The organism is Methanothrix sp. (assembly GCA_029907715.1).
Classification (GTDB): domain Archaea; phylum Halobacteriota; class Methanosarcinia; order Methanotrichales; family Methanotrichaceae; genus Methanothrix_B.
Genome location: JARYLI010000008.1, coordinates 1 through 19,352 on the forward strand (window position 1 = coordinate 1; position 19,352 = coordinate 19,352).

A 19,352-nucleotide genomic window follows, 5' to 3' on the forward strand; every position below is an offset into this window, starting at 1 on the left:
CGTTGACACAAAGGTCATCTCCCCGTCCAAAGAAGGCGCCACGATGAGCGATCAGACATACTACTACAAGAAGAACATCGGCGACACTGAGAAGCTCGTCATAATCGGCGTCCACTTCAAGAACGCATTCCGCGGCGCTGACCAGGATATAGCCACAGTCAAGGGCATATTCCAGGTCTCCGATCAGCCAATGGATGTCTCCGTCGATACAGAGTACGACAAGATGAGAATCTCCAAGGACAACGCCATAACACTGAACAAGAACAAGGACATCGCCCTGATGGCTGGCATCCACGTCAAGACAGCCGACCAGGACGTAATCGACGCTGATAACCCGCTCAGGTTCTACATATACAAGGAGGCGACCATTGAGGGCGCTGCTCCCGCACCTGTAGTCGAGGAGGTTGCCCCGACCAACGTGACCGAGGAGAAGCCTGTAGTCGAGGAGAAGAAGGTCGAGGAGGTTGCCCCGACCAACGTGACCGAGGAGAAGCCTGCCGCAGAGGCAGAGGCAAAGCCTGCAGCTGAGAAGGGCGCTCCCGGATTCGAGGCGGTCTTCGCAGTGACCGGACTCCTTGCGGTCGCATACCTTGTCAGCAGGAGGAACTGAGGAGAGCTTATCGCTCTCCAGCTCTTTTTTGTAAAATCAGGTTCAAAATCAGGGCCTGAGATATTAAGAGATTACAGATACCTTCCTCTGGATCGTATCTCCTCGACCCTGGTGAGAACAGCATCTGCGCGCTGGTACGCTCTTCTGTAGCCGCGCCTGAACGCATCTATCAGAGCGTCTGCATCATCATGCGTGCTTCTCAGAGTCTGGAAGTAGACATGAACATCAACACCCTGCGCCTCGATGCTCTGGTCGTGGTAGGCGAGGCCGAAATCGATGAAGTATATCCGGTTGTCCTTCAGGAGCATGTTCGATGTCGTGAGATCCCCATGCACGATTCCTGCTCTGTGAAGTCTTCCGACGAGCTCCCCCACACGCTCTGAGAGCTCCGGAGTTATGATATCCCTGAGCTTCTTTCCATCAACATACTCCATCACGAGCTCGAACCTCGAGAGATCCCTGATTATCGGCGTCGGGACTCCGGCGCGCCTGGCCTCGGCCATTATCCTCGCCTCCATAACAGTCCTCTCCGCACGAAGCCGCTCATCAAGCTCCCTCATGCGATAGCTCTTCGGGAGCCTCCACTTTCTCACCACATCACCGTCGCGTGTGAGTATGGCCTCAGCGCCCCTGCCTATCTCCATCACAATCACCCCCTAAGCGCTCTCCACGCCCTGACAAGTCCAACACAGCCAGCTATCATCATATCCCCCCAGGGGGCGGCCTGTGTGAGTTTCATGTTCATCCTCTGCACGAAACCAGATCGCCTCGGTCCTGTGACGAGAATCGATCTCACCTCACCGGGAACATATTCTGTATGAGCCCCGTGGCCGCCGTCCTCGAAGATCTCGCTGTTCGTGAGCTCTCCGGCACAGAACCGTTTCAGTATAAGATGAAGCTTCTCAGGATCGATTGCGGATGTGTGGTGCTCGAAGATCGCCGTGATCCTCCAATCATCCACCAGAGCTCCAATCGTATGACCGTTCCCTATGTTGAGCACAAGGGCAGGCATTCTGCATCCTTTCTCTTCAAGAGCGCCGAATACCGCAGCCGGGCCTGTATCCATGAGCATCACATCCATTCCCTCATCACGCAGATGCCTCCAGACAGCACGCATCCTGCTCAGAACCTCCGGAGGCTCTCTGTGGGCGAAATCCTCGATCCGTCCGCCGTTTTTCAGAGCTGCTCTCATTATATCAAACCGCGTGGCTCTGTTCGATCTCTCCGGAGAAAAGCCATGATCCTGGACCGCGACCGCGATCGCCTCCGGCAGATCAATATCAAACGATCTGAATGCTCTCCGCAGAGCCGTGAGCTCCACATCGCCCGTCCTGATATCAACACAGCCCTCAGGCGGGTCCTTGGTGATCACCACACCCATGGATCTGACGCGCTGGAGGTTATCATGCATGCTCAGGGCTGCATCAGCTGTCGCATAGACTCTGAAACCGGATGCGATATGGTTCCTGACCGCAGCGGTCAGAGGTCCCCCGCCCATCGTGTATCCATGCAGGAAGACATCACTTCCACGATCTGTCGCACTTCTGATCCTACTCGCAATCACCACTGTCTGACTGGGCATGATCATCTTGTACAGCCCCTCAGGCTCCACATCCTCCCTGTAGAGGAGAATGTCCTGAGTGCCCGCCCCGACATCAACTGCAAGCAACATACACCTCACCGGAGACACGCATCTTAGATATTCTCATCGATCAGGTTTTTGTCCTTTCTGGATAATAAATTATCATTTTATTTCACAAAAAGGCATTCTAATTGTACAAAACAGAAAAGATTATATGCTGCAATGGCCAACCTGGAAGCATGGGCGAGTACACTCTGAGGTGTGCCGGATGCGGAAATGTTCTGAGCGACGGCGCCACCTCATGTCCTCTGGACGGCGGTCTTCCCAGGGCAGATTACCTCGAGCGCAGATTCAATCCCGGAGAGCTTCCTGGCATCTGGTCTTTCATCGACTGGCTGCCAGTGGATGGATGGAATCCAAGCACTGGATCATCATCGGTGACTTACAGGAGCTCCGGGCTCGCAGACGAGCTGGATCTGGAGTGCCTGTACATCAGCTTCTCGGGGTACTGGCCGGAGCGCGGGGCGCTGATGAGGACATGCAGCTTCAAGGAGCTCGAGGCAGCGCCGACGATGCAGATGCTTCTTGATAGAGGTGCAGAGGAGATCCTGGTTGTGGCATCCGCAGGCAACACCGCAAGGGCATTCGCCGAGGTCTGCTCCATCACCGGACAGCCGGTTGTCCTTTTTGTGCCAGTACCATCACTGGATAGGCTCTGGACGACCGTCGAGCCTGGCAGGGTGCTGGTTGTTGGGGTGGAGGGAGATTACGCTGACGCGATAAAGCTCGCCGGTGTTTTATCCTCAAGAAACGGCTTCAGGCCAGAGGGCGGCGCCAGGAACATCGCGAGGAGGGATGGCATGGGCACGGTGCTTCTCGATCATGTGAGACGCTCTGGATCCCTGCCGGCCCACTACTTCCAGGCGATAGGGAGCGGCACAGGCGGGATAGCTGTCTGGGAGGCATCGATGCGCGTCATCGGGGACGGCCGCTTTGGAGAGAGCCTCCCACGCCTCCACCTGGCGCAGAACATCCCCTGCGCGCCTGTGCATGCGATGTGGCATGGTGCAGGCCAGGAGGAGATGAATTTCGATGCATACGGCTGCCCTGAGGGGATGCACGATGACGTGCTCTTCAACCGGAACCCGCCATACGCAGTTCCGGGCGGCGTCAGGGACGCGGTCATCTCCTCACGTGGGAGGATATACGGCGTGGATAACACCCGGGCGGCGAGCGCACAGAGGCTCTTTGAGAGATCGGAGGGGATCGACATACTCCCAGCGGCTGCGGTTGCTGTTGCAGCGCTTGCAGATGCCGTGGAATCCGGATCTGTGGGGAGGGATGATGAGATCCTGCTGAACATAACAGGCGGCGGCATGAAGCGCCTCGCCGAGGACTACAGCCGCATGAGACTGAAATGCGATCTCAGGCTCGGGCAGCAGGATTCTGCTGATGGAATAGCATCGATAGAGGAGATGGTTTCTGCATGATCATCACGATAAAAGGCGGATTTGATAAGGATGGCATGCCTGAATGTGTCAGAAGTTTGGATATATCGAGCGGTGAGGTTATAGGCATCGTTGGGCCCACAGGTTCTGGCAAGAGTTCCCTCATATCAGATCTGGAGCAGTTCGCCCAGGGCGATACACCATCGAGGCGGTATATACTGATCGACGGCTCCCCGCCGGATCCGGGTATGCGGCATGATCCGAGAAGGAAGCCGGTCGCCCAGCTCTCCCAGAACATGCATTTTCTGGCTGACATGAGCGTCTGTGATTTTATTTACATGCACGCCAGGAGCAGGGGGAGGGACCCGGGGCTGCTCTCCAAAGTTCTGGAGATGGCGAACACCCTGACCGGAGAGCCCGTACATGGAGATGACAACCTGACAGAGCTTAGCGGCGGCCAGTCCAGGGCGCTGATGGTTGCAGATATCGCCATCATAAGCGACTCTCCCATAGTCCTCATAGACGAGATAGAGAACGCCGGCATAAGGAAGAAAGAGGCTCTGAGGATGCTCTCGGGAGAGGGGAAGATTGTGTTAGTTGTCACACATGATCCGCTTCTCGCACTCATGACAGAGCGCAGGATCGTCATGAGAAACGGCGGGATGGTCAAGGTCATAGAAACCACAGAGGAGGAGAGGCGCTTCTGCGATTCCCTGTTCAGGGTTGATACCTGGCTTCTTTCTCTGAGAGAGCTGATAAGGCGCGGGGAGGTGCTGAGCTCGACGGGGGCAGCTGTTTGAAGGTGGTGATAGTGGCCGGAACACCCGGATCCGGGAAGACATCTGTCATGATTCATGCCATAAAAAACCTGCAGGATCTCGGTCTCAGAGCTGCTGTGGTCAAGGTTGACTGCCTCTGGACAGAGGATGACGCGCGGATCAGAAGACTGGGCGTGCCGGTGCGCGTCGGTCTCGCGCGCGATATGTGTCCGGATCACTACTCGATATACAACACAGAGGAGATGATCTCATGGGCGGGATCGCAGGGTGCTGATGTTCTCCTGAATGAGACAGCCGGGCTGTGTCTCAGGTGCGCCCCTTATCCGGACAGAGCCCTGGCGGTCTGCGTCATTGATGTCACCTCCGGGCCGAACACGCCTCTCAAGATCGGCCCGCTGCTCACGACAGCTGATGTTGTGGTCGCCACAAAAGGGGATCTGGTATCGCAGGCGGAGCGGGAGGTCTTCAGGGAGAGGATCGTCGAGGTCAATCCCGGCTGCAGGATCGTTGAGGCGAACGGGCTCACAGGCAAGGGGTCGAGGGAGCTTGCAGATCTCATAAAAGACTCCAGCGATATAGAGGATGAGATGCTTCTGAGGCACAACCCGCCCCTGGCGGTCTGCACGCTCTGCACCGGTGAGCTGAGAGTATCGAAGAAACACCATCGTGGAGTTCTGAGACATCTCGATGGCTTCACGGAGTACGTGGGGGAATGAGAGTGCTGGAGAGACTTCTTCCGGGGTACAACTGCGGGGAGTGCGGGCGCAGGAGCTGCAGGGATTTTGCGGAGCATCTCTCCTCCGCTGAGGATATATCGCGCTGCCCTTTCATGTCGCAGGAGCGCTTCAGAGGTCGTTTGGAGGAGATACGCAGAATCCTGGAGAGGGGAGCATCCCACGAGAGGATCGTGGGCGTCATGGATGGTCTGGAGGCAGAGTTCTCGCTCGGGCCGCTCGATGGGGATATGTCGTGCACAGAGGATCTCCACCCGCTCGATCACTGCTCCCTGCAGGCCGGGGACCTGATAAGATACAGGCCTCTTGGATGCCCAATAACTCATTTCGCAGAGGTCCTGGAGTTCGATCGCGGCGTGGCGAGAGTCCGCATCGTCGGCCCTCTCTCCGCGAAAGGCAGGAACTGCAGGGACCTGGGGATATGCATGGTCCTGGCCTTCGAGGGCAGGGTGGTGCGTGGAAGAGTGCCCGAGGTAGGGAGGACCGTCAGATTCCTGCCAGAGCACTGCATGATGCAGAAGGTCCACTCAGGGGTTGTCGTCCACTCAGAGGGGTCGAGGGTCAGGATAGAGGCGATCGATCTCAAGGTCTGGTAAAACGCTTTATGCGTTGAAATCACATTCTTTTTCAGGAGGGATCTCATGCTCAGGAGGAACCCGAGAACATCCTGGAACAGCCAGGAATCGATGCCCAGTGTTGCATCCACCGCATACGTGGATGAGTCTGCGGTTGTGATAGGCGATGTCCGCATAGGGGAGAGCGTTTACATCGGACCATGTGCGTCTATAAGGGCGGATGAGGCGACGCCGATAGTCATAGGCGATGAGTGCAACGTCCAGGACGGCGCGATATTCCACGGGCTGAAGGGCAGCTCCATAAAGCTCGGAAGGAAGGTCAGCGTCGCACATGGCGCTGTGATCCACGGCCCACTGACGATCGGAGACGAGAGCTTCATAGGGTTCAATGCAGTTGTGCACGCGTCCACTCTGGGGGAGAGGTGCTTCGTAGGCCACAGGGCGCTGGTGATGGGTGTTACGCTGAAGGATGGGAGCTTTGTGCCGCACGGAAGCGTCATCGACACCCAGGAAAAGGCGGACGCCCTAGGACCGGTGCCCGATTCTCTCAGGGGATTCAACGCTGAGGTCGTCGAGGTCAACTGCGAGTTCGCGAGTGGCTACAGAGCAATGCGCTGAGCACAGGCGCTGGGTTAATCAAGGACCTGTGCATATTATTTTTTATGACACAGAAGTTCTACACACTTCCTGAGCTGCCATACAGCGCAAACGACCTGGAGCCCTACATCTCCGAGGCGCAGCTCAGGCTGCACCACGACAGGCACCATCTTGCATACGTCAATGGTGCGAACGCCATTCTCGAGCGGCTCGATAAGGCCAGAAGAGATGGAGCGGAGATCGACCAGAAGTCAACGCTGAAGGAGCTGTCCTTCCACATTGGAGGGCATCTGCTGCACAGCCTCTTCTGGGCGAACCTGCGCAAACCACCGAGCAGCGGTCCTGTTGGCGCTCTGGCCCGGGAGATAGAGAGTGAGTTCGGCTCCTTCGAGCGATTCAGGAAGGAGTTCACAGCAGCCGCTGTGAGCGTCGAGGGCTCCGGCTGGGCTGCGCTTGCGTACTGCATGCAGACCAGAAGGCCCATAATAATGCAGATCGAGAAGCACAACGTCAACGTGTACCCCATGTTCAGACTGCTCCTGGTGCTGGATGTCTGGGAGCATGCGTACTATCTCGACTACAGGAATGACAGGGCGAAGTTCGTGGAGGCATTCTGGCAGATAGCCGACTGGGAGGAGGCAAACAGAAGGTTCGAGAGCATCGGGAAGTGAGATCAAACGGCTCCGCTGCCGGTATGAGATTAGTGGATCGAGGTGCAGCTGAGGAGTGGGTGATTATGATATACACAATCACACTGAACCCTGCAATAGACAGGACGATGTGGGTCGAACGCATAACTGATGATGAGCCAAACAGGATAGTCAGAGAGGAGAACTACGCGGGCGGAAAGAGCGTCGATGTCTCGAAGGTGCTCAAGAACCTGGGGGTTGAGAGCACCGCGCTCGGATTCGTCGGAGGTTTCGCCGGAATGGAGCTTGAGGGCAGGCTCCTCAACGAGGGCATCGGCACCGACTTCATCAGGGTCTCTGGAGAGACCAGAACAAACATAATCATCCACGAGATCTCGACCGGTCGACAACTCTCATTTTACGCGAAGGGTCCGGAGATCAGGCCCCATGAGCTCGTCATGCTCATAGAGCAGATAGAGTCCCTGAGGGCGCCCGAGATTGTGACAATCGGCGGCAGCCTCCCTCCTGGCCTGAGCCCTGCTGTGTACAGGAGAATAGTGGCAGAGGCGAAGAAGTGCGAGCACAACGGCTGCAGGGCAAAGGTCTTCCTCGATGTCGACGGCAGATCTCTGAGATCCGGGATAGAGGCCTGCCCTGATGTGATAAAGCCGAACATAAACGAGCTCAGCGAGCTCGTCGGGAGGGAGCTGAAGGAGATCGAGGAGGTTCTCGCTGCGGCCAGAGAGATAAACAGAAAGGGCGTGGAGGTGGTGCTGGTCTCGATGGGGCCGCGCGGAATAGTTCTTGTATCAGCCCATGAGGAGTACCATGCGATCCCGCCCCAGGTCAGGGTCGAGAACACAGTGGGCGCTGGAGATTCGTCGGTTGCTGGCTTCATCTATGGCATGGTCAACGGAAAATCGCTGGACGAGTGCTTGATCTTTGCTGTGGCAGCAGGCACTGCGACGACCCTCAGGAAGGGCACAGCCCTCGCCAGCAGGGAGGACTTCGAGCAGCTAATTCCCCAGGTAACGCTCAGGACCCTGAAGCGATCGTGATGTCAGACGGCAGAGGCGCTGGAAGCAATCGCATCAGGCCTGCAGTCCTTAAAGCCGTCTTCGGATCTGCAAAGGGCGAGGAGGCTGGAATCGAATGCGGATCAGGCTGCGATCGTTTGGCACTCTGAGAAGAGATCTGGGCGGAGATCTCATTCTGGAGATGGGCGAGGGCTCTCTGCTCAGGGATGCGCTCCTCTCCCTGCGAGGGCATGAGCGGCTGCTTGACGGTCTTAGGATAAAGGATGACGTCTACGTGCTGGTGAATGGAAGGAGTGTGAGCGATATCAACACAGCTCTCAGGGATGGCGATGAGATCGCGATCGTGCCGGCCATAATCGGAGGCTGAGTGTGCTCACAGAGGGAGAGGAGAGGAGGTACGCAAGACAGCTCCCGCTTCTCGGAATCGAGGGGCAGGAGCGCCTGAAGGAAGCTGGAGTTCTGATAGCAGGTGCTGGCGGACTGGGATCTGTATCCTCATACTATCTGGCGGCAGCCGGTGTTGGACACATTAGAATCGCGGACTCAGATGTTGTCGACCTCAGCAACCTCAACCGGCAGATACTGCATCGCGTTCCAGGCTTGCGCAAGGCCCTATCAGCTGAGGAGGCGCTGCGATCCCTGAACCCCACGATCGAGGTTGAGGGCGTTGATGTCTGCATATCGGAGAGCAGCATAGACTATCTGCTGAATGATATTGACATCATAGTCGATGCCATGGACAGCTTCGAGGCCAGGTACATCCTGAACTTGGCTGCGCTTGAGCATGCTCTGCCTCTGGTCCATGGCGCTGTATCAGGGTTCGACGGGCAGGTCACCACAATCATTCCCGGAAGGACTGCGTGCCTGAGATGCGTATTCCCCAAACCACCGCCGAGGGCTGCGCCTCCTGTCATAGGTGCGACATGCGGCATCATCGGCTCGATCCAGGCTATGGAGGCGATCAAAATGCTCACGGGCCTCGGCGAGCCGCTTGCCAGCAGGCTCCTCATATGGGACGGGAGATGCGCCCAGATGGACGAGATCCCGATTGAGAGGAACGAGCGGTGCCCGGACTGTGGCGGCAGGAGTGTGTCCGGTGAGGCGGGATTTCGTGATGACAGCCGGGAGGAACCATGAAGGCACCTGAGAGGATAACGATATCCATGGACGAAGAGACCGCCAGGATATTCAGGAAGCTAAGGGACGAGCTCGGCATCTCTCAGAGCGAGATGATGAGGGAGGCGCTGAAGTTCTACAGCCGCCACAGGGGCATATTCGAATCTGTGGAGGACAGAAAGCTTTACACGCACGCGGAGATGCTCTCCGCAGGGGAGCACGTGATACTCGACATAGATCACTGGCTCCTCTTCCTCAGGTTCATCGATACCCACCCCGATGCTGAGGCGTTCTGGGAGAAACACAAGGACGTATGCAAGGCACATGCGGAGCAGTTCAGGCACAGGCTCTACAACGCAGATGTTATTCTGAAAAGACTGGAGGCGTGCAACCTATTCAAGCTGAGCAGGACATCCGAGAGTGAGTACACGCTGATACTCTCCTCTGATCTGAGCAAGAAGTTCGTGAGGACCGAGGTCGAGGAGATCCTCAGAGGCATGGGGTTCGCCGTCGATATAAAGGAGGACTTCGGGAAGATAAGGGTGAAGCTGCTGCACTGAGGCGTCGCTCGAAAGCCGGATGTGCAAGGATGAACTTCATCTTCACAGGCAATTCGACATTATCCCAGAGTTGATCTGAACAGAGGGCAGCTACTGCCAGATCAGCTGCCCATGAACACTAGGAGTTTCCTCTGCACCTCTCCCGGGTCACTCCATGACGGTCTTGATCCTCTCCAGAGCAAGCCTGAGGCTCTCGTCGGATGTGGCGTATGATATCCGTATGTACGGCCTTCCATTCGCTCCGAATGCAGACCCGGGCACCGTTATGACACCGGCTGAGCTCAGCCTGGCCGCAAACTCATCGCCATCTCCGACCCTTGGGAATATGTAAAACGCCCCCTTCGGGATAACCAGATCAATTCCAAGATCTCTGAGGCCGCGAACCATCATATCCCTCCGACGCTGGAAGGTCTCCCTCATCTCCCGCACGCAGTCCTGCGGCCCTGTTATGGCCGCGAGCGCGGCGGCCTGTGATATGGATGATGCGCATGCCTGGATGTACTGATGGATTTTAAGCATGACATCGATGGCCTCCGGAGGCGCAGCCAGGTAGCCCAGCCTCCATCCGGTCATGGCGTACGTCTTCGAGACAGCGTTCACAGTTATGACATTCTCACTGTACCTGCCGGGGCTGACGTGCTCCCCCTCGTATATGAAGTGCTCGTAGACCTCATCCGAGATGAGGGCGATGTCGTTATCCTCGGCGAGCTCTGCAAGCCCCCGGATCTCGCTCTCCGACTGGACAGCTCCTGTGGGGTTTGCGGGCGAGTTAACTATGATCGCGCTCGTCTCCGGAGTGATGCGCTCTGCAACTGCATCGACAGAGAGCTTCAGCTCCTGATCGAGGGGCACACCGACCGGACGCCCTCCGGCTGTCTGGACCAGCGGCCTGTACGAGACGAAGCCCGGATCCGGAATCAGCACCTCATCCCCGGGAGATGTGACGGCTGCGATTGCCAGAAAGAGGGCCTCGCTCGCGCCCGATGTCACCATCACCTGATCCGGAGTGTATTTCATCCCATTCTCGCGTCCGAGCTTCTCGCATATCGCTGCCCTCAGCTCAGGTATTCCCAGGTTTGGCGTGTAGCCGGTCATCCCTCGCTCGATCGCCCTGATCGCCGCCTCTTTTATGTGCCCTGGAGTGTCGAAGTCAGGCTGCCCGATGCTCAGGTTGACCGCGCCAGGTCCGGCGCCATCAAAGCACTTCCGTATACCAGAGCTCTCAATCTCCATGATGTGCTCCGCAAATCGCATTCCAATCACTCATCTGTTCTGTAGTTTGATATGAATCTCGTGAAGTAGTTCAGCCTTTTGAGCTCCTCGCAGAGAGCCCTCATGCGCACAGGGCCGCCACGCCAGCGCAGGCTCACGCTGACATCGCCATTCGAGATGGCATCTAGGATCGAATCGATGAATAAATCAAGAGCCTCCTCCCTTGAGAAGGGAACGACGAAGATGGCCCTGTACATATCGCCGCTTCGCGCGTATGATGTCAGAACATACCCCCTGCCCTCAAAATCGCCTATCTCATCGAAGTCGCAGATTATCACCCGCTCGTGCTCTGCAGCGCAGTCAATCCTAGCGATCGTTCTTATGATCCGGGATACAAGCGACGGAGTCGCGCTCCTTCCGAACCAGAGGCTTATCGAGCCGTGTGTCATGAGCAGGGATGCGCTGAGGCCGCTGACCTCTATGGAGACGAGATCCTGCGTCTTCTGAGGCTCGGGCATACGGATCCAAGGTTGGGGGGATCGGATTTAACTGTTTTCGCTTGTCTCACGATCGCCATACAATCAATGGCTGAGTCATCGGTTCGGTGCAGGGACAAATGCAGGGACGCATGCATCCATTGGATTAACAGGTTGCCCACGCCTCCCGCTGAGATCAACATCATGTGACTCACCGAATTCATGAGGTGATATACCGGCGAACCCTCATATGGCGAATCCACACCCAACGCCAGAATACGAACAGCTCGAGTCCAACGGCAGTCCACGCGGGTCTCATCTTGGCTCATGTGGTTGAATCGCCGGAGAGGCAAACTCTGGCAATCGATCCAGCATCAACCGGCACTCCATCTTTCCGCGAGATCACCTGTCCGCCGAATCACCGGGATGAGACCACATCCTTTTGGCATGACTCTGATGTCGTGGTCTCCAGCGTCGCACATGCAAAAGACTAAATACCTTTTTGTACAGAAATACATTAACCTACTGGAGGTTTGTGATAAAATGAAAAATGTCTTTCCGTACTGGATAGGTGTTCTCGCAGTAGCATGCGCAGCCATGTTTGTATCAGGTCTGCTGTGATGCAATCCTGGTGCAGCTCAGAGATCAAACAATTTTTATTAACCTGCATAACAGCCTGATATCCTCATCATGGGACGGGAAGACGATAATCCGGCGAATGCTCCTGTTCTCCATCGAGAGGTTTGCCTGCTGCCGGCCACTGGCCGATACCATGCAATCCATGTCAAGATCATGTGGTCCGGGAGAAAAGATCGTGAATCGTGCGAGGGATATGTACTCTTCATGAAACCCCCGCAGTGCTCAGTCCCTCCAGGCGCATGGAAGATCTCGCCCGAGGCTGTCGATTCCGGCAAAATCATAAGTGATTAGAGCCCGAGACCCCGATTTTGGGCCAGAGAGGTCTTAGAGATCTGCGCCGAACAGCCCCGCTGCGACCGAAAGATTTATATTCGACTATAGACGTAAGCGGATGTGGCAAAAGTCGTACCATTTTTCCTCCCTCCTACATCCCAGACGACTTTTGCTCCCTCCTTTCATTTTCGCCATATCTAGAGACTGCGCTTCACTTCAGCATCATCTCGCCCCCAGGCACCTGAGAGCGGTATCCAGCTCCCTGATGCTCATCTGCCCCGGTGCAGTGGGCTCTGTAACATAGCCGTAGGTCAGCACAGAGCCATAGAGGGGGGCCACAACCCTCAGATGCCTCCCAACAGCGCCCATGCCGATCACGCAGATGGGATGTGATTCATCCAGGAGAATTCTCAGGAGATCCAGCGCCTCCCGCATGGAGCGCGGGGTGACGGCTATCTTCACCACATCAGCGCCCGCGCTCCTGGCGTCCTCTATTATGGCCTGCACGTTCTCCGGCACGCCGCTGAAGTCGTGGTATGATACAAGAGCAGGGCATGAGATATTCTCCAGCAGCTGATCCCTCCCTGGCGCCATCAGCTCGATGTCGATGATATCGGAAAAGCGCGATGCATCCATGAGAACACCTATCCGTCGCTCCTCAGACCCCCTGAAGGAGCCGCCCTCTGATGGGATGCGATTCGTGGCCATAAGTGGCAGCGATACTGACGCCCTTATGTCTCTGATCACATCTGGATCCTCGAGAAGATCGAGACGCACCTCTATTATGTCCGCCCCCTCTGACTCGGCGCTCCTTGCTGCGCGCTCCGCATCTGCCCCGAGCGAGGCGACGATCGCAGGGGTTCGGATCCTCAGGCCTCCAAGATCAACCGTTCTGCTGCACATCCATCATGCACATCTCCGCTGTTGAGACCCCTCGATCATCTCTCGATTATCGTCTCATCGATGCTCATGCCGAAATGCCTCGCGCTGTCCTCAACATGCACCAGAACCTTATCACCGGGTTTCAGCTCTGCCACCGATATCGGGGTTCCGTCATGGGACACGAGCTTTATCGTCTCAGCATTCTGCAAGAGCGTGCTCACCCTGTCGCCATCGACCTCTGCCTCGACCAGGATCATCGGCCTCCTCTCGATCTTGACCCTGCCGACAACCGCGCTTCTCGTCATCCCGTCACCGCCCACTATCGTTACCTCATCACCGCTCTTCAGCTCTGACAGGTACCGGGTTTTATCCCCAACCCGTATGTAGGCATGGACCGCTCCGGCATTCACGCGGAACGGCCTTGCCGCAACATACGGGCTCTCCTCGGCCTCGCTCTGCACCAGGAAGAACGCCCTCGACTGTGAGCCGACAAGCATCCCCTCGCCCCTCCGCATCAGGCTGCAGGTGTCGACGCATACCCTGTCGCCCATGCCGACCGGCCTGACAGAGACCACGGTCGCGGCCTTCAGGTCTATCCTGCTCATCCCAGAGCGCTCTGCGGCTGCCTGGACCCGCTTGATCTCAGAGGGGTCTCGGGTATCAAGAAGCACGCCATCAGCGCCGTGCTCGAGTGTGGAGAGGGCGACCTCTGCCTCCTCTGAGGAGCGGACGCAGCTGATTATCCTGCAGCCGTATCCCTGGAGCGCTGCGATCATGTTCTCCAGCGGTATGACCTTCCAGTCGGTTCCGACAACAAGGAGATAATCGACATGTTTGCCGAGCTCTGCGGCGAAGAGCTCATCCTCCTTGGAGCGTATCTCAACATAACCCCCGATGGGCCTGCCCATATTTTCGACGGCCTCGATCTGTTTCTCCCTTGGCACTGATGCATCCAGTATCAGAATATCCTCAGAGCCGCGCTCGCGGCCGAAGCACGCGATCTTAATGCTCCCGAGCTCCCTCACAAGATCGATGTGATCTCTGCTCACAACCACACAGTCGAAGCCGGACTCGAGCGCTGTGGTTATCAGCGGCTTTACATCATCCCATTCAGGTGCAAGCGCCATGAGCCATTTCTCTTTCATAATACCTCCCCGGGTGCAGGGATGGACTATCATTGAGCCAGACTTGCTGGCATGAGGTTTCCTCAACAGTATGCTACTCAGACTCATGCCTGTATATTAACCCTCGGGCTGGGTGGAATGGTAGCGGATATCACTGGACAGGCTTCGGGACATGCTCGCACATCATCTTTATTATTGAGATCATGACAGAGCTAGGCGTGCCGGGGCGCAGAAAGCCAACACATCCTCAGATGTCACAAGGCTTATAATGCTTCAGAGTTATTTTTACATGGAAGTCTGATGGCGTCCTGGGTCCTCTGCGGATGCCACAGAGCGCCTTTAAAATCACGGGCATTCATAGATGGGGAGAGGGGGCTATGATAATGCCAGTTTATGTGCCCTCGTCGAGGGTTGGATAAAGCATGATCTCCAAGATATACATCTCTCACAGCCAGTCTGACGCTGATCTTGCAGGAGAAATCAGCTCTGCGCTCTACCGCATCTGTCTCGATACGCTCACGTCTCAATTCAGATACCATCGCGGCATCTCCAGGGCAGAGTGGGCGTCCTTCGGCATAAGATCATCGGAATGCTTTGTGCCAATCCTGACGTCGAACTCGATATTCTCCAGGACTGTCAACATGGAGATAGGATTCGCTAAGGCTGTAGATCACCTCATAATTCCGATCGCAGAGGATGGGGTGGAGGTGACATTCTTCATCGAGGATGTTGTTCCCATCACATTTTCGTCCGGTGCGTTCGCGAACGCAGTGGCAGATCTGATAAGGATCGTCAGATCCCTCACCAGGCTGGAGTGGCTCAGGGTCAGGTGCCCGATATGCAGAGAGGAGATGACACAGTACCTCACACCACAGGAGAATGTGGACCGCGCGATAAGCGAGAACAGATACCTTGAGACAGCATGCTCATTCTGTGAGGCCGCGATCTCGCTCGACCCGAGGACTTTCTCGCCGGTCACTGATTGAGCTCAGATCTTTAGCCCGATGCATGAGAGCTGAAGAGAGCGCTGCAATCATACGATCGCATTGAAAACCACGCTATGAAGAGCAGATCTCCACCGTCGGAGCGTGCATACATGCACTCTCTGAGAGCCACGTTCCTCCATCAGAGAGGAGATCATCGCCATATCAGACCTGAGGGGGGCTCCGCCCCTCATCAGTGCCTGAAGACGGTGGCCATTCCTGCAAAAGCTACAGGAGGTTTGTCAGGTAACCTGCAGCCACTGCTGTTGTGAAGATGGTGAGCACAAATGCCGCAAGCAGCCTCTTCTCGAACATGGCCGACAGCAGGGAGAGTTCGGGAATGCTTGCGCCAGCACCACCTATGACGAGCGCGAGCACAGCACCGACGCTCATGCCCTTCCCGATGAGAGCCAGGCCTATTGGAAGGATCGTCTCAGCCCTGATGTAGAGGGGGATGCCGATGAGGGCAGCCGCAGGGATGGCGAGAGGGTTGTCCCGCCCAGCAATCTGGACAACGAGATCTGAAGGCACAAAACCGTAAATGAACGCCCCAATACCTGCTCCAAGCAGAAGGTACGGCATGAGCTGACGGAAGAGGGCGAGAGCAAAATCAGCCGATCTCCGTATCCTCGATCCTGCATCCTGCGCTGGCTGATCATCCCTCACAAAAGCCACAGACTTCACCTGAGATTCAAAGCCAAGGGCGTTCAGTACCAGACCGGCCGAAACCGCCACCGCAAAGGTTACGATGAGGTAAAGCAGAGCAACCCTCCATCCCAGCAGCACAAGGAAGAGCGATAATATGACGGGATTCAGCAGTGGGGAAGAGAACAGAAACGCCATGCAGGCTGCAAATGGGACTCCGGCATTGAGCATCCCAAGAAGCAGCGGTATTGTGGAGCAGGAGCAGAACGGTGTTAGCGCACCAAAAGCAGCACCTAAAACGCTGCCTTCAACGATGTGTCTGCCGCCAAGAGCCCTCTTTACAGTCTCATCCGGCACATACTCCCGAATGAGTCCCACGAGAAAGGTCACACCTATGAACAGAACGGTCAGTTCTAATGCGATCTTCACAAAGAAATCGACAGCTACAACTAAATTGTCATGAAACACCCGACCACCCCGAATATCCAGAGCCTGATGCAGGTAAGACATAAGGTATCCTGCATCCAAAATAGAGTAAATGACTGGCTCTACTTCGTTCTGGCCTCGTAGTACCGCCTGTACTCCCTCAAGAAGGCCTCTTTGTACAGCTCTTCCGCTCCCTCAGCGATGTAGTTGAATTTCCTGAGGTCTTTTACAAGCTCATCGCCGACTGAGTCGTCAGGCGTTTTTCCCTTCCTGAAATACTCCTGAAAGACCTCGTTCATTCCCATGATGCCTATGAGGCGACCTCCAACGTTTATCTGCTGAAGGCTGATAACACGCCCACAGCAACCACCACTCATCCTGCCAAAGATCTTGTCCAGCAAGCAATCACCACACAACGCATCAATCTCAATTGATATATAAACGTTGTGAATGGTGATTTTGTTTATTTCATAAAGCTGAATGAAGAATACATATCTATAAATGTTGATGCAAAATGATCACATGCAGCCCGGCCCAGCGAGGACTGACCGGTATCCACAATCGCTCTTATTCATCTTATGACTTCCCCCGAAGAAAATTCATGCTATGCGCCGGTTTCGACTTATCTTCGACTGCGTCGAAGGCCCGGCGAGGGGATGAGTGGATTCAGCAACCGGACCGCATGACCCACAAGTTGCTGAACACAAGCGTCCACAATAATTGCATCAGCGATCGCGGGCTCGCATCCCTTAATCCAAAGGCATGCTAACGTAATCGCAACGTGCCCGCGATCAGCGATCTTAGCTCCTCCGTCCCAGATACACCCACTGATCGTATACGGCTATGGAGCTGCTGTTGTCTATAAGACTGCCCTTCCAGCCGAGACCTCCGAGAAGATCTGCGATCCTCTCAGCCTCCCTCTTGGAGTACACCGTGTAGAGTAGCGTGCTCCTGGCGAGTGATGATGATTTAACTATTATATCCCTCCAGATGTGCCAGTTCGAGTCGTCTATCAACCCCACCATGAATCCGATCACAGCATCGAAGCTCTCCGTGCTGAAGAACCTCGGGAGGAGCCTGGCATCCAGCACGAATGTCCTGAAGGGGTCCAGAGCGCCAGCTCTCAGACCCTGGCACACCTCGCACCGGTCCACGTCCATCGCCCATGGGTCTGTTCCGAGCTTCCTGAGAACCATTGTTCCAGTGCCGCTTCCGCATCCAACCTCAAGCAGCCGAGAGCCATCGTCCAGCAGATCCTCAAGGAGCTCTTTCAGCATGCTCTCAAGTCTGGATATCCTGTCCGCAGGATGGTGAACGGTCCCGCTCTCAGCACACCCATCGCAGAATATGCCCTCCATCAGCGATACCGAGAGGCACTCCACTATGGCCTGGAAGAGCTCATCCTCATCTGCATCGACCCTTTCGCAATCCATGCCTTTGATGAGTTCCATCACAGGTCTGCTCTCTGAGTAAAGATCGGTCAGGAGGATCCAGAGATCCTGGGGCTCCGAGTGCAGCGCAAGAGACCTGTCGTTTACAGCAATGGCGCGATCGAAACTACCGGCTTCAGCCACAATATTTCTTGTGACCGGGAGCCATATGAGGTCCTCGAGGGATTCCTCCGCAAGGAATACGCACTCGTCCTCTCCGAGATGGAGCATCCTGTTGATCAGCACAGAATTATGCTATGAGCCTGCAAATATGAACCTTCGCACCAGAGCCGCCGGGTAGGTGCAATCATCATATGCGAGAGGCGAGGCGGGAGACTATATCAGAGGGCTCGGCTGGCGATCCGCATGCAGATATGGCAGGCTCGATCTGTGGATCACAAGTTTGCCTCTGAAATGCAGCGCCCTGTTCAGGACGAGCCGCTTTCCCTCCTGGGTCATGGCGAATACCGGTATCGATACACCTATCTGGAGCATGGCCCTCTCCCCAGCGACCTCCCTGACGGCCCTGGACGCGCAGGACCATATGATATCACAGGTGTCTGCCAGAGCAGCAGCCTCATCCCTGCCTATGCCGGTTGTGTGTACCGCAAGGATCAGAGGGCTCCTTCCAGCCCTTGCCCCTATTGCACGGAGATCTCTGGCATCAGAGGACATGCTCCCAGCCAGGGTCACAGCAACCCGCTCAAAGCCTGCATCGAGTGCAGCCACGAAACCTCTGATCTGGTCTATGGTAGCATGACGATCGATGAGGATGCATCCACGCTGCTCCAGGCCATCCTGGATCGCCTTTATTGGCTCAGTCTTGATGAGCCCTGTCATGTGTGCTCCGACAGCCTGCAGCACATCCGGCCTGGTTACGATAGCTGTGCCGGCGCCGTCGCAGACAACAACAGCCGCGTCCACCAGACCCTCGGCCATCCCGTCCATGAGGATCTCCGATGCGCCGAAGCTCACCGGATCCTCTGCAAGCTCAAGAACCCGCTGCGAGCTGTACATGCCGAGATCCATGATGTGGCTGCGAATCACCTTCTCCACGGTTTCACGGCTCTCCTCATGGATCCCGTACAGATCCCTCCTGAGAGGGCAGAACCTGATCTGGGGATCGGTCAGGACCTCAGGTACCCCATCCCTGATCCTCACCAGAGCCCCGGCCATCTCAGCAAGATGCTCTGCCATCCAGGAAGCATGGATCCTGAATGCACATATAACTATGGCTGCATCAGTCGTCGCATGAAATCCTGAACGATGCGCCTCCAGCCCGCAGGAATGGAGAACTATGACACCTGTCGAACGCTCCACGCAGTCGAGAGCTGGTCAAAGCCGGGGATTTTCCCTGTTTTCGGCCTGGAATGAGAGCGAAGGGTGTAGCGTATTTGCTAAATATCGTGCGCGTGCTTGAGGTACAGATCAAGTGAAGCCGCTATCATCGGGCATAGTCGTTCATCCAGAAATCTCTCAGGAGGGCATTTTAGCTCAACGTATCGAGCATGTTCGGTGTAGCCGCGTCGAATGCGAAATTTATGGGCGCCTCCCGAGCGTGGATGCATGAGTTTATATCGTTGAAGATCGAAGAT

General features: G+C 56.0%; 22 protein-coding genes. 12 read left to right on the forward strand and 10 right to left on the reverse strand.

The window, feature by feature from the left end:
• Window positions 1–610 (forward strand): S-layer protein domain-containing protein (locus QHG98_06295; protein ID MDH7597328.1); only part of this gene is annotated, 610 nt, incomplete at its 5' end.
• A gap of 71 nt (window positions 611–681) precedes the next feature.
• On the opposite strand, the gene QHG98_06300 is transcribed toward QHG98_06295, so the two are convergent.
• Window positions 682–1,254 (reverse strand): Kae1-associated kinase Bud32, encoded by a 573-nt coding sequence (locus QHG98_06300; protein MDH7597329.1) that lies wholly within the window; start codon window positions 1,252–1,254, stop codon window positions 682–684.
• Between the two features lie 5 nt (window positions 1,255–1,259).
• Window positions 1,260–2,282, reverse strand: coding sequence for a DUF1786 domain-containing protein (locus QHG98_06305; protein MDH7597330.1), 1,023 nt, complete (start codon window positions 2,280–2,282; stop codon window positions 1,260–1,262).
• 149 nt (window positions 2,283–2,431) lie between these two features.
• On the opposite strand from QHG98_06305, the gene QHG98_06310 reads away from it, so the two are divergent.
• From QHG98_06310 to QHG98_06355, 10 genes are all read left to right on the forward strand, one after another.
• A complete protein-coding gene (locus QHG98_06310) occupies window positions 2,432–3,682 on the forward strand; it encodes a cysteate synthase (protein ID MDH7597331.1) in 1,251 nt (416 codons plus the stop codon).
• A complete protein-coding gene (locus QHG98_06315; GenBank protein ID MDH7597332.1) occupies window positions 3,679–4,440 on the forward strand; it encodes an ATP-binding cassette domain-containing protein in 762 nt (253 codons plus the stop codon). Before QHG98_06310 ends, QHG98_06315 begins: the two co-directional genes overlap by 4 nt.
• A gap of 2 nt (window positions 4,441–4,442) precedes the next feature.
• On the forward strand, window positions 4,443–5,135 hold the full coding sequence (locus QHG98_06320) for a GTP-binding protein (protein ID MDH7597333.1): 693 nt from the start codon (window positions 4,443–4,445) through the stop codon (window positions 5,133–5,135).
• Window positions 5,132–5,749: a (Fe-S)-binding protein gene (locus tag QHG98_06325; GenBank protein MDH7597334.1), complete on the forward strand. Its 618-nt coding sequence runs from the start codon at window positions 5,132–5,134 to the stop codon at window positions 5,747–5,749. Before QHG98_06320 ends, QHG98_06325 begins: the two co-directional genes overlap by 4 nt.
• 45 nt (window positions 5,750–5,794) lie before the next feature.
• Window positions 5,795–6,346, forward strand: coding sequence for a DapH/DapD/GlmU-related protein (locus QHG98_06330; protein MDH7597335.1), 552 nt, complete (start codon window positions 5,795–5,797; stop codon window positions 6,344–6,346).
• A gap of 44 nt (window positions 6,347–6,390) precedes the next feature.
• Window positions 6,391–6,996, forward strand: coding sequence for a superoxide dismutase (locus QHG98_06335; GenBank protein MDH7597336.1), 606 nt, complete (start codon window positions 6,391–6,393; stop codon window positions 6,994–6,996).
• 65 nt (window positions 6,997–7,061) lie between these two features.
• On the forward strand, window positions 7,062–8,012 hold the full coding sequence (gene pfkB / locus QHG98_06340) for a 1-phosphofructokinase (GenBank protein MDH7597337.1): 951 nt from the start codon (window positions 7,062–7,064) through the stop codon (window positions 8,010–8,012).
• 94 nt (window positions 8,013–8,106) lie between these two features.
• Complete coding sequence (locus QHG98_06345) at window positions 8,107–8,358, forward strand: MoaD/ThiS family protein (protein ID MDH7597338.1); 252 nt, start codon at window positions 8,107–8,109, stop codon at window positions 8,356–8,358.
• Between the two features lie 2 nt (window positions 8,359–8,360).
• Window positions 8,361–9,128, forward strand: a complete 768-nt coding sequence (locus QHG98_06350) for a HesA/MoeB/ThiF family protein (GenBank protein ID MDH7597339.1) — start codon at window positions 8,361–8,363, stop codon at window positions 9,126–9,128.
• On the forward strand, window positions 9,125–9,667 hold the full coding sequence (locus QHG98_06355) for a ribbon-helix-helix protein, CopG family (protein ID MDH7597340.1): 543 nt from the start codon (window positions 9,125–9,127) through the stop codon (window positions 9,665–9,667). The genes QHG98_06350 and QHG98_06355 overlap by 4 nt, the downstream gene beginning before the upstream one ends.
• A gap of 147 nt (window positions 9,668–9,814) precedes the next feature.
• Here the strand turns inward: QHG98_06355 and QHG98_06360 are convergent, their stop codons facing one another.
• The 4 genes from QHG98_06360 to QHG98_06375 all read right to left on the reverse strand — a co-directional run bounded on the left by QHG98_06360 (window position 9,815) and on the right by QHG98_06375 (window position 14,294).
• Entirely contained in the window at window positions 9,815–10,921 is a 1,107-nt protein-coding gene (locus QHG98_06360; protein ID MDH7597341.1) for a pyridoxal phosphate-dependent aminotransferase, read from the reverse strand.
• Window positions 10,922–10,926: 5 nt separating this feature from the next.
• Window positions 10,927–11,397 carry a hypothetical protein gene (locus QHG98_06365; GenBank protein MDH7597342.1) on the reverse strand — a complete coding sequence of 157 codons (471 nt, stop codon included), beginning with the start codon at window positions 11,395–11,397 and terminating at the stop codon, window positions 10,927–10,929.
• A gap of 1,092 nt (window positions 11,398–12,489) precedes the next feature.
• Complete coding sequence (locus QHG98_06370; protein ID MDH7597343.1) at window positions 12,490–13,170, reverse strand: type I 3-dehydroquinate dehydratase; 681 nt, start codon at window positions 13,168–13,170, stop codon at window positions 12,490–12,492.
• A 35-nt stretch (window positions 13,171–13,205) separates the two neighbouring features.
• On the reverse strand, window positions 13,206–14,294 hold the full coding sequence (locus tag QHG98_06375) for a 3-dehydroquinate synthase II (GenBank protein MDH7597344.1): 1,089 nt from the start codon (window positions 14,292–14,294) through the stop codon (window positions 13,206–13,208).
• 401 nt (window positions 14,295–14,695) lie between these two features.
• On the opposite strand from QHG98_06375, the gene QHG98_06380 reads away from it, so the two are divergent.
• Window positions 14,696–15,259 (forward strand): toll/interleukin-1 receptor domain-containing protein, encoded by a 564-nt coding sequence (locus tag QHG98_06380; GenBank protein MDH7597345.1) that lies wholly within the window; start codon window positions 14,696–14,698, stop codon window positions 15,257–15,259.
• 225 nt (window positions 15,260–15,484) lie between these two features.
• On the opposite strand, the gene QHG98_06385 is transcribed toward QHG98_06380, so the two are convergent.
• From QHG98_06385 to QHG98_06400, 4 genes are all read right to left on the reverse strand, one after another.
• A complete protein-coding gene (locus QHG98_06385) occupies window positions 15,485–16,369 on the reverse strand; it encodes a permease (protein ID MDH7597346.1) in 885 nt (294 codons plus the stop codon).
• An 80-nt stretch (window positions 16,370–16,449) separates the two neighbouring features.
• Window positions 16,450–16,728 (reverse strand): hypothetical protein, encoded by a 279-nt coding sequence (locus QHG98_06390; GenBank protein ID MDH7597347.1) that lies wholly within the window; start codon window positions 16,726–16,728, stop codon window positions 16,450–16,452.
• Window positions 16,729–17,127: 399 nt separating this feature from the next.
• Window positions 17,128–18,003, reverse strand: a complete 876-nt coding sequence (locus QHG98_06395; GenBank protein ID MDH7597348.1) for a class I SAM-dependent methyltransferase — start codon at window positions 18,001–18,003, stop codon at window positions 17,128–17,130.
• A gap of 90 nt (window positions 18,004–18,093) precedes the next feature.
• Window positions 18,094–18,954: a DUF2099 family protein gene (locus QHG98_06400; protein MDH7597349.1), complete on the reverse strand. Its 861-nt coding sequence runs from the start codon at window positions 18,952–18,954 to the stop codon at window positions 18,094–18,096.
• Window positions 18,955–19,352: the final 398 nt, after the last annotated feature.

Coding starts and splice junctions, on each gene's coding strand:
- QHG98_06325 (MDH7597334.1), top strand. CDS start 5,132: ATGAGAGTGCTGGAGAGACTTCTTCCGGGGTACAACTGCGGGGAGTGC.
- QHG98_06300 (MDH7597329.1), bottom strand. CDS start 1,254: ATGGAGATAGGCAGGGGCGCTGAGGCCATACTCACACGCGACGGTGAT.
- QHG98_06355 (MDH7597340.1), top strand. CDS start 9,125: ATGAAGGCACCTGAGAGGATAACGATATCCATGGACGAAGAGACCGCC.
- QHG98_06315 (MDH7597332.1), top strand. CDS start 3,679: ATGATCATCACGATAAAAGGCGGATTTGATAAGGATGGCATGCCTGAA.
- QHG98_06370 (MDH7597343.1), bottom strand. CDS start 13,170: ATGTGCAGCAGAACGGTTGATCTTGGAGGCCTGAGGATCCGAACCCCT.
- QHG98_06365 (MDH7597342.1), bottom strand. CDS start 11,397: ATGCCCGAGCCTCAGAAGACGCAGGATCTCGTCTCCATAGAGGTCAGC.
- QHG98_06330 (MDH7597335.1), top strand. CDS start 5,795: ATGCTCAGGAGGAACCCGAGAACATCCTGGAACAGCCAGGAATCGATG.
- QHG98_06345 (MDH7597338.1), top strand. CDS start 8,107: ATGCGGATCAGGCTGCGATCGTTTGGCACTCTGAGAAGAGATCTGGGC.
- QHG98_06335 (MDH7597336.1), top strand. CDS start 6,391: ATGACACAGAAGTTCTACACACTTCCTGAGCTGCCATACAGCGCAAAC.
- QHG98_06375 (MDH7597344.1), bottom strand. CDS start 14,294: ATGAAAGAGAAATGGCTCATGGCGCTTGCACCTGAATGGGATGATGTA.
- QHG98_06360 (MDH7597341.1), bottom strand. CDS start 10,921: ATGCGATTTGCGGAGCACATCATGGAGATTGAGAGCTCTGGTATACGG.
- pfkB (MDH7597337.1), top strand. CDS start 7,062: ATGATATACACAATCACACTGAACCCTGCAATAGACAGGACGATGTGG.
- QHG98_06305 (MDH7597330.1), bottom strand. CDS start 2,282: ATGTTGCTTGCAGTTGATGTCGGGGCGGGCACTCAGGACATTCTCCTC.
- QHG98_06310 (MDH7597331.1), top strand. CDS start 2,432: ATGGGCGAGTACACTCTGAGGTGTGCCGGATGCGGAAATGTTCTGAGC.
- QHG98_06400 (MDH7597349.1), bottom strand. CDS start 18,954: ATGGCAGAGCATCTTGCTGAGATGGCCGGGGCTCTGGTGAGGATCAGG.
- QHG98_06380 (MDH7597345.1), top strand. CDS start 14,696: ATGATCTCCAAGATATACATCTCTCACAGCCAGTCTGACGCTGATCTT.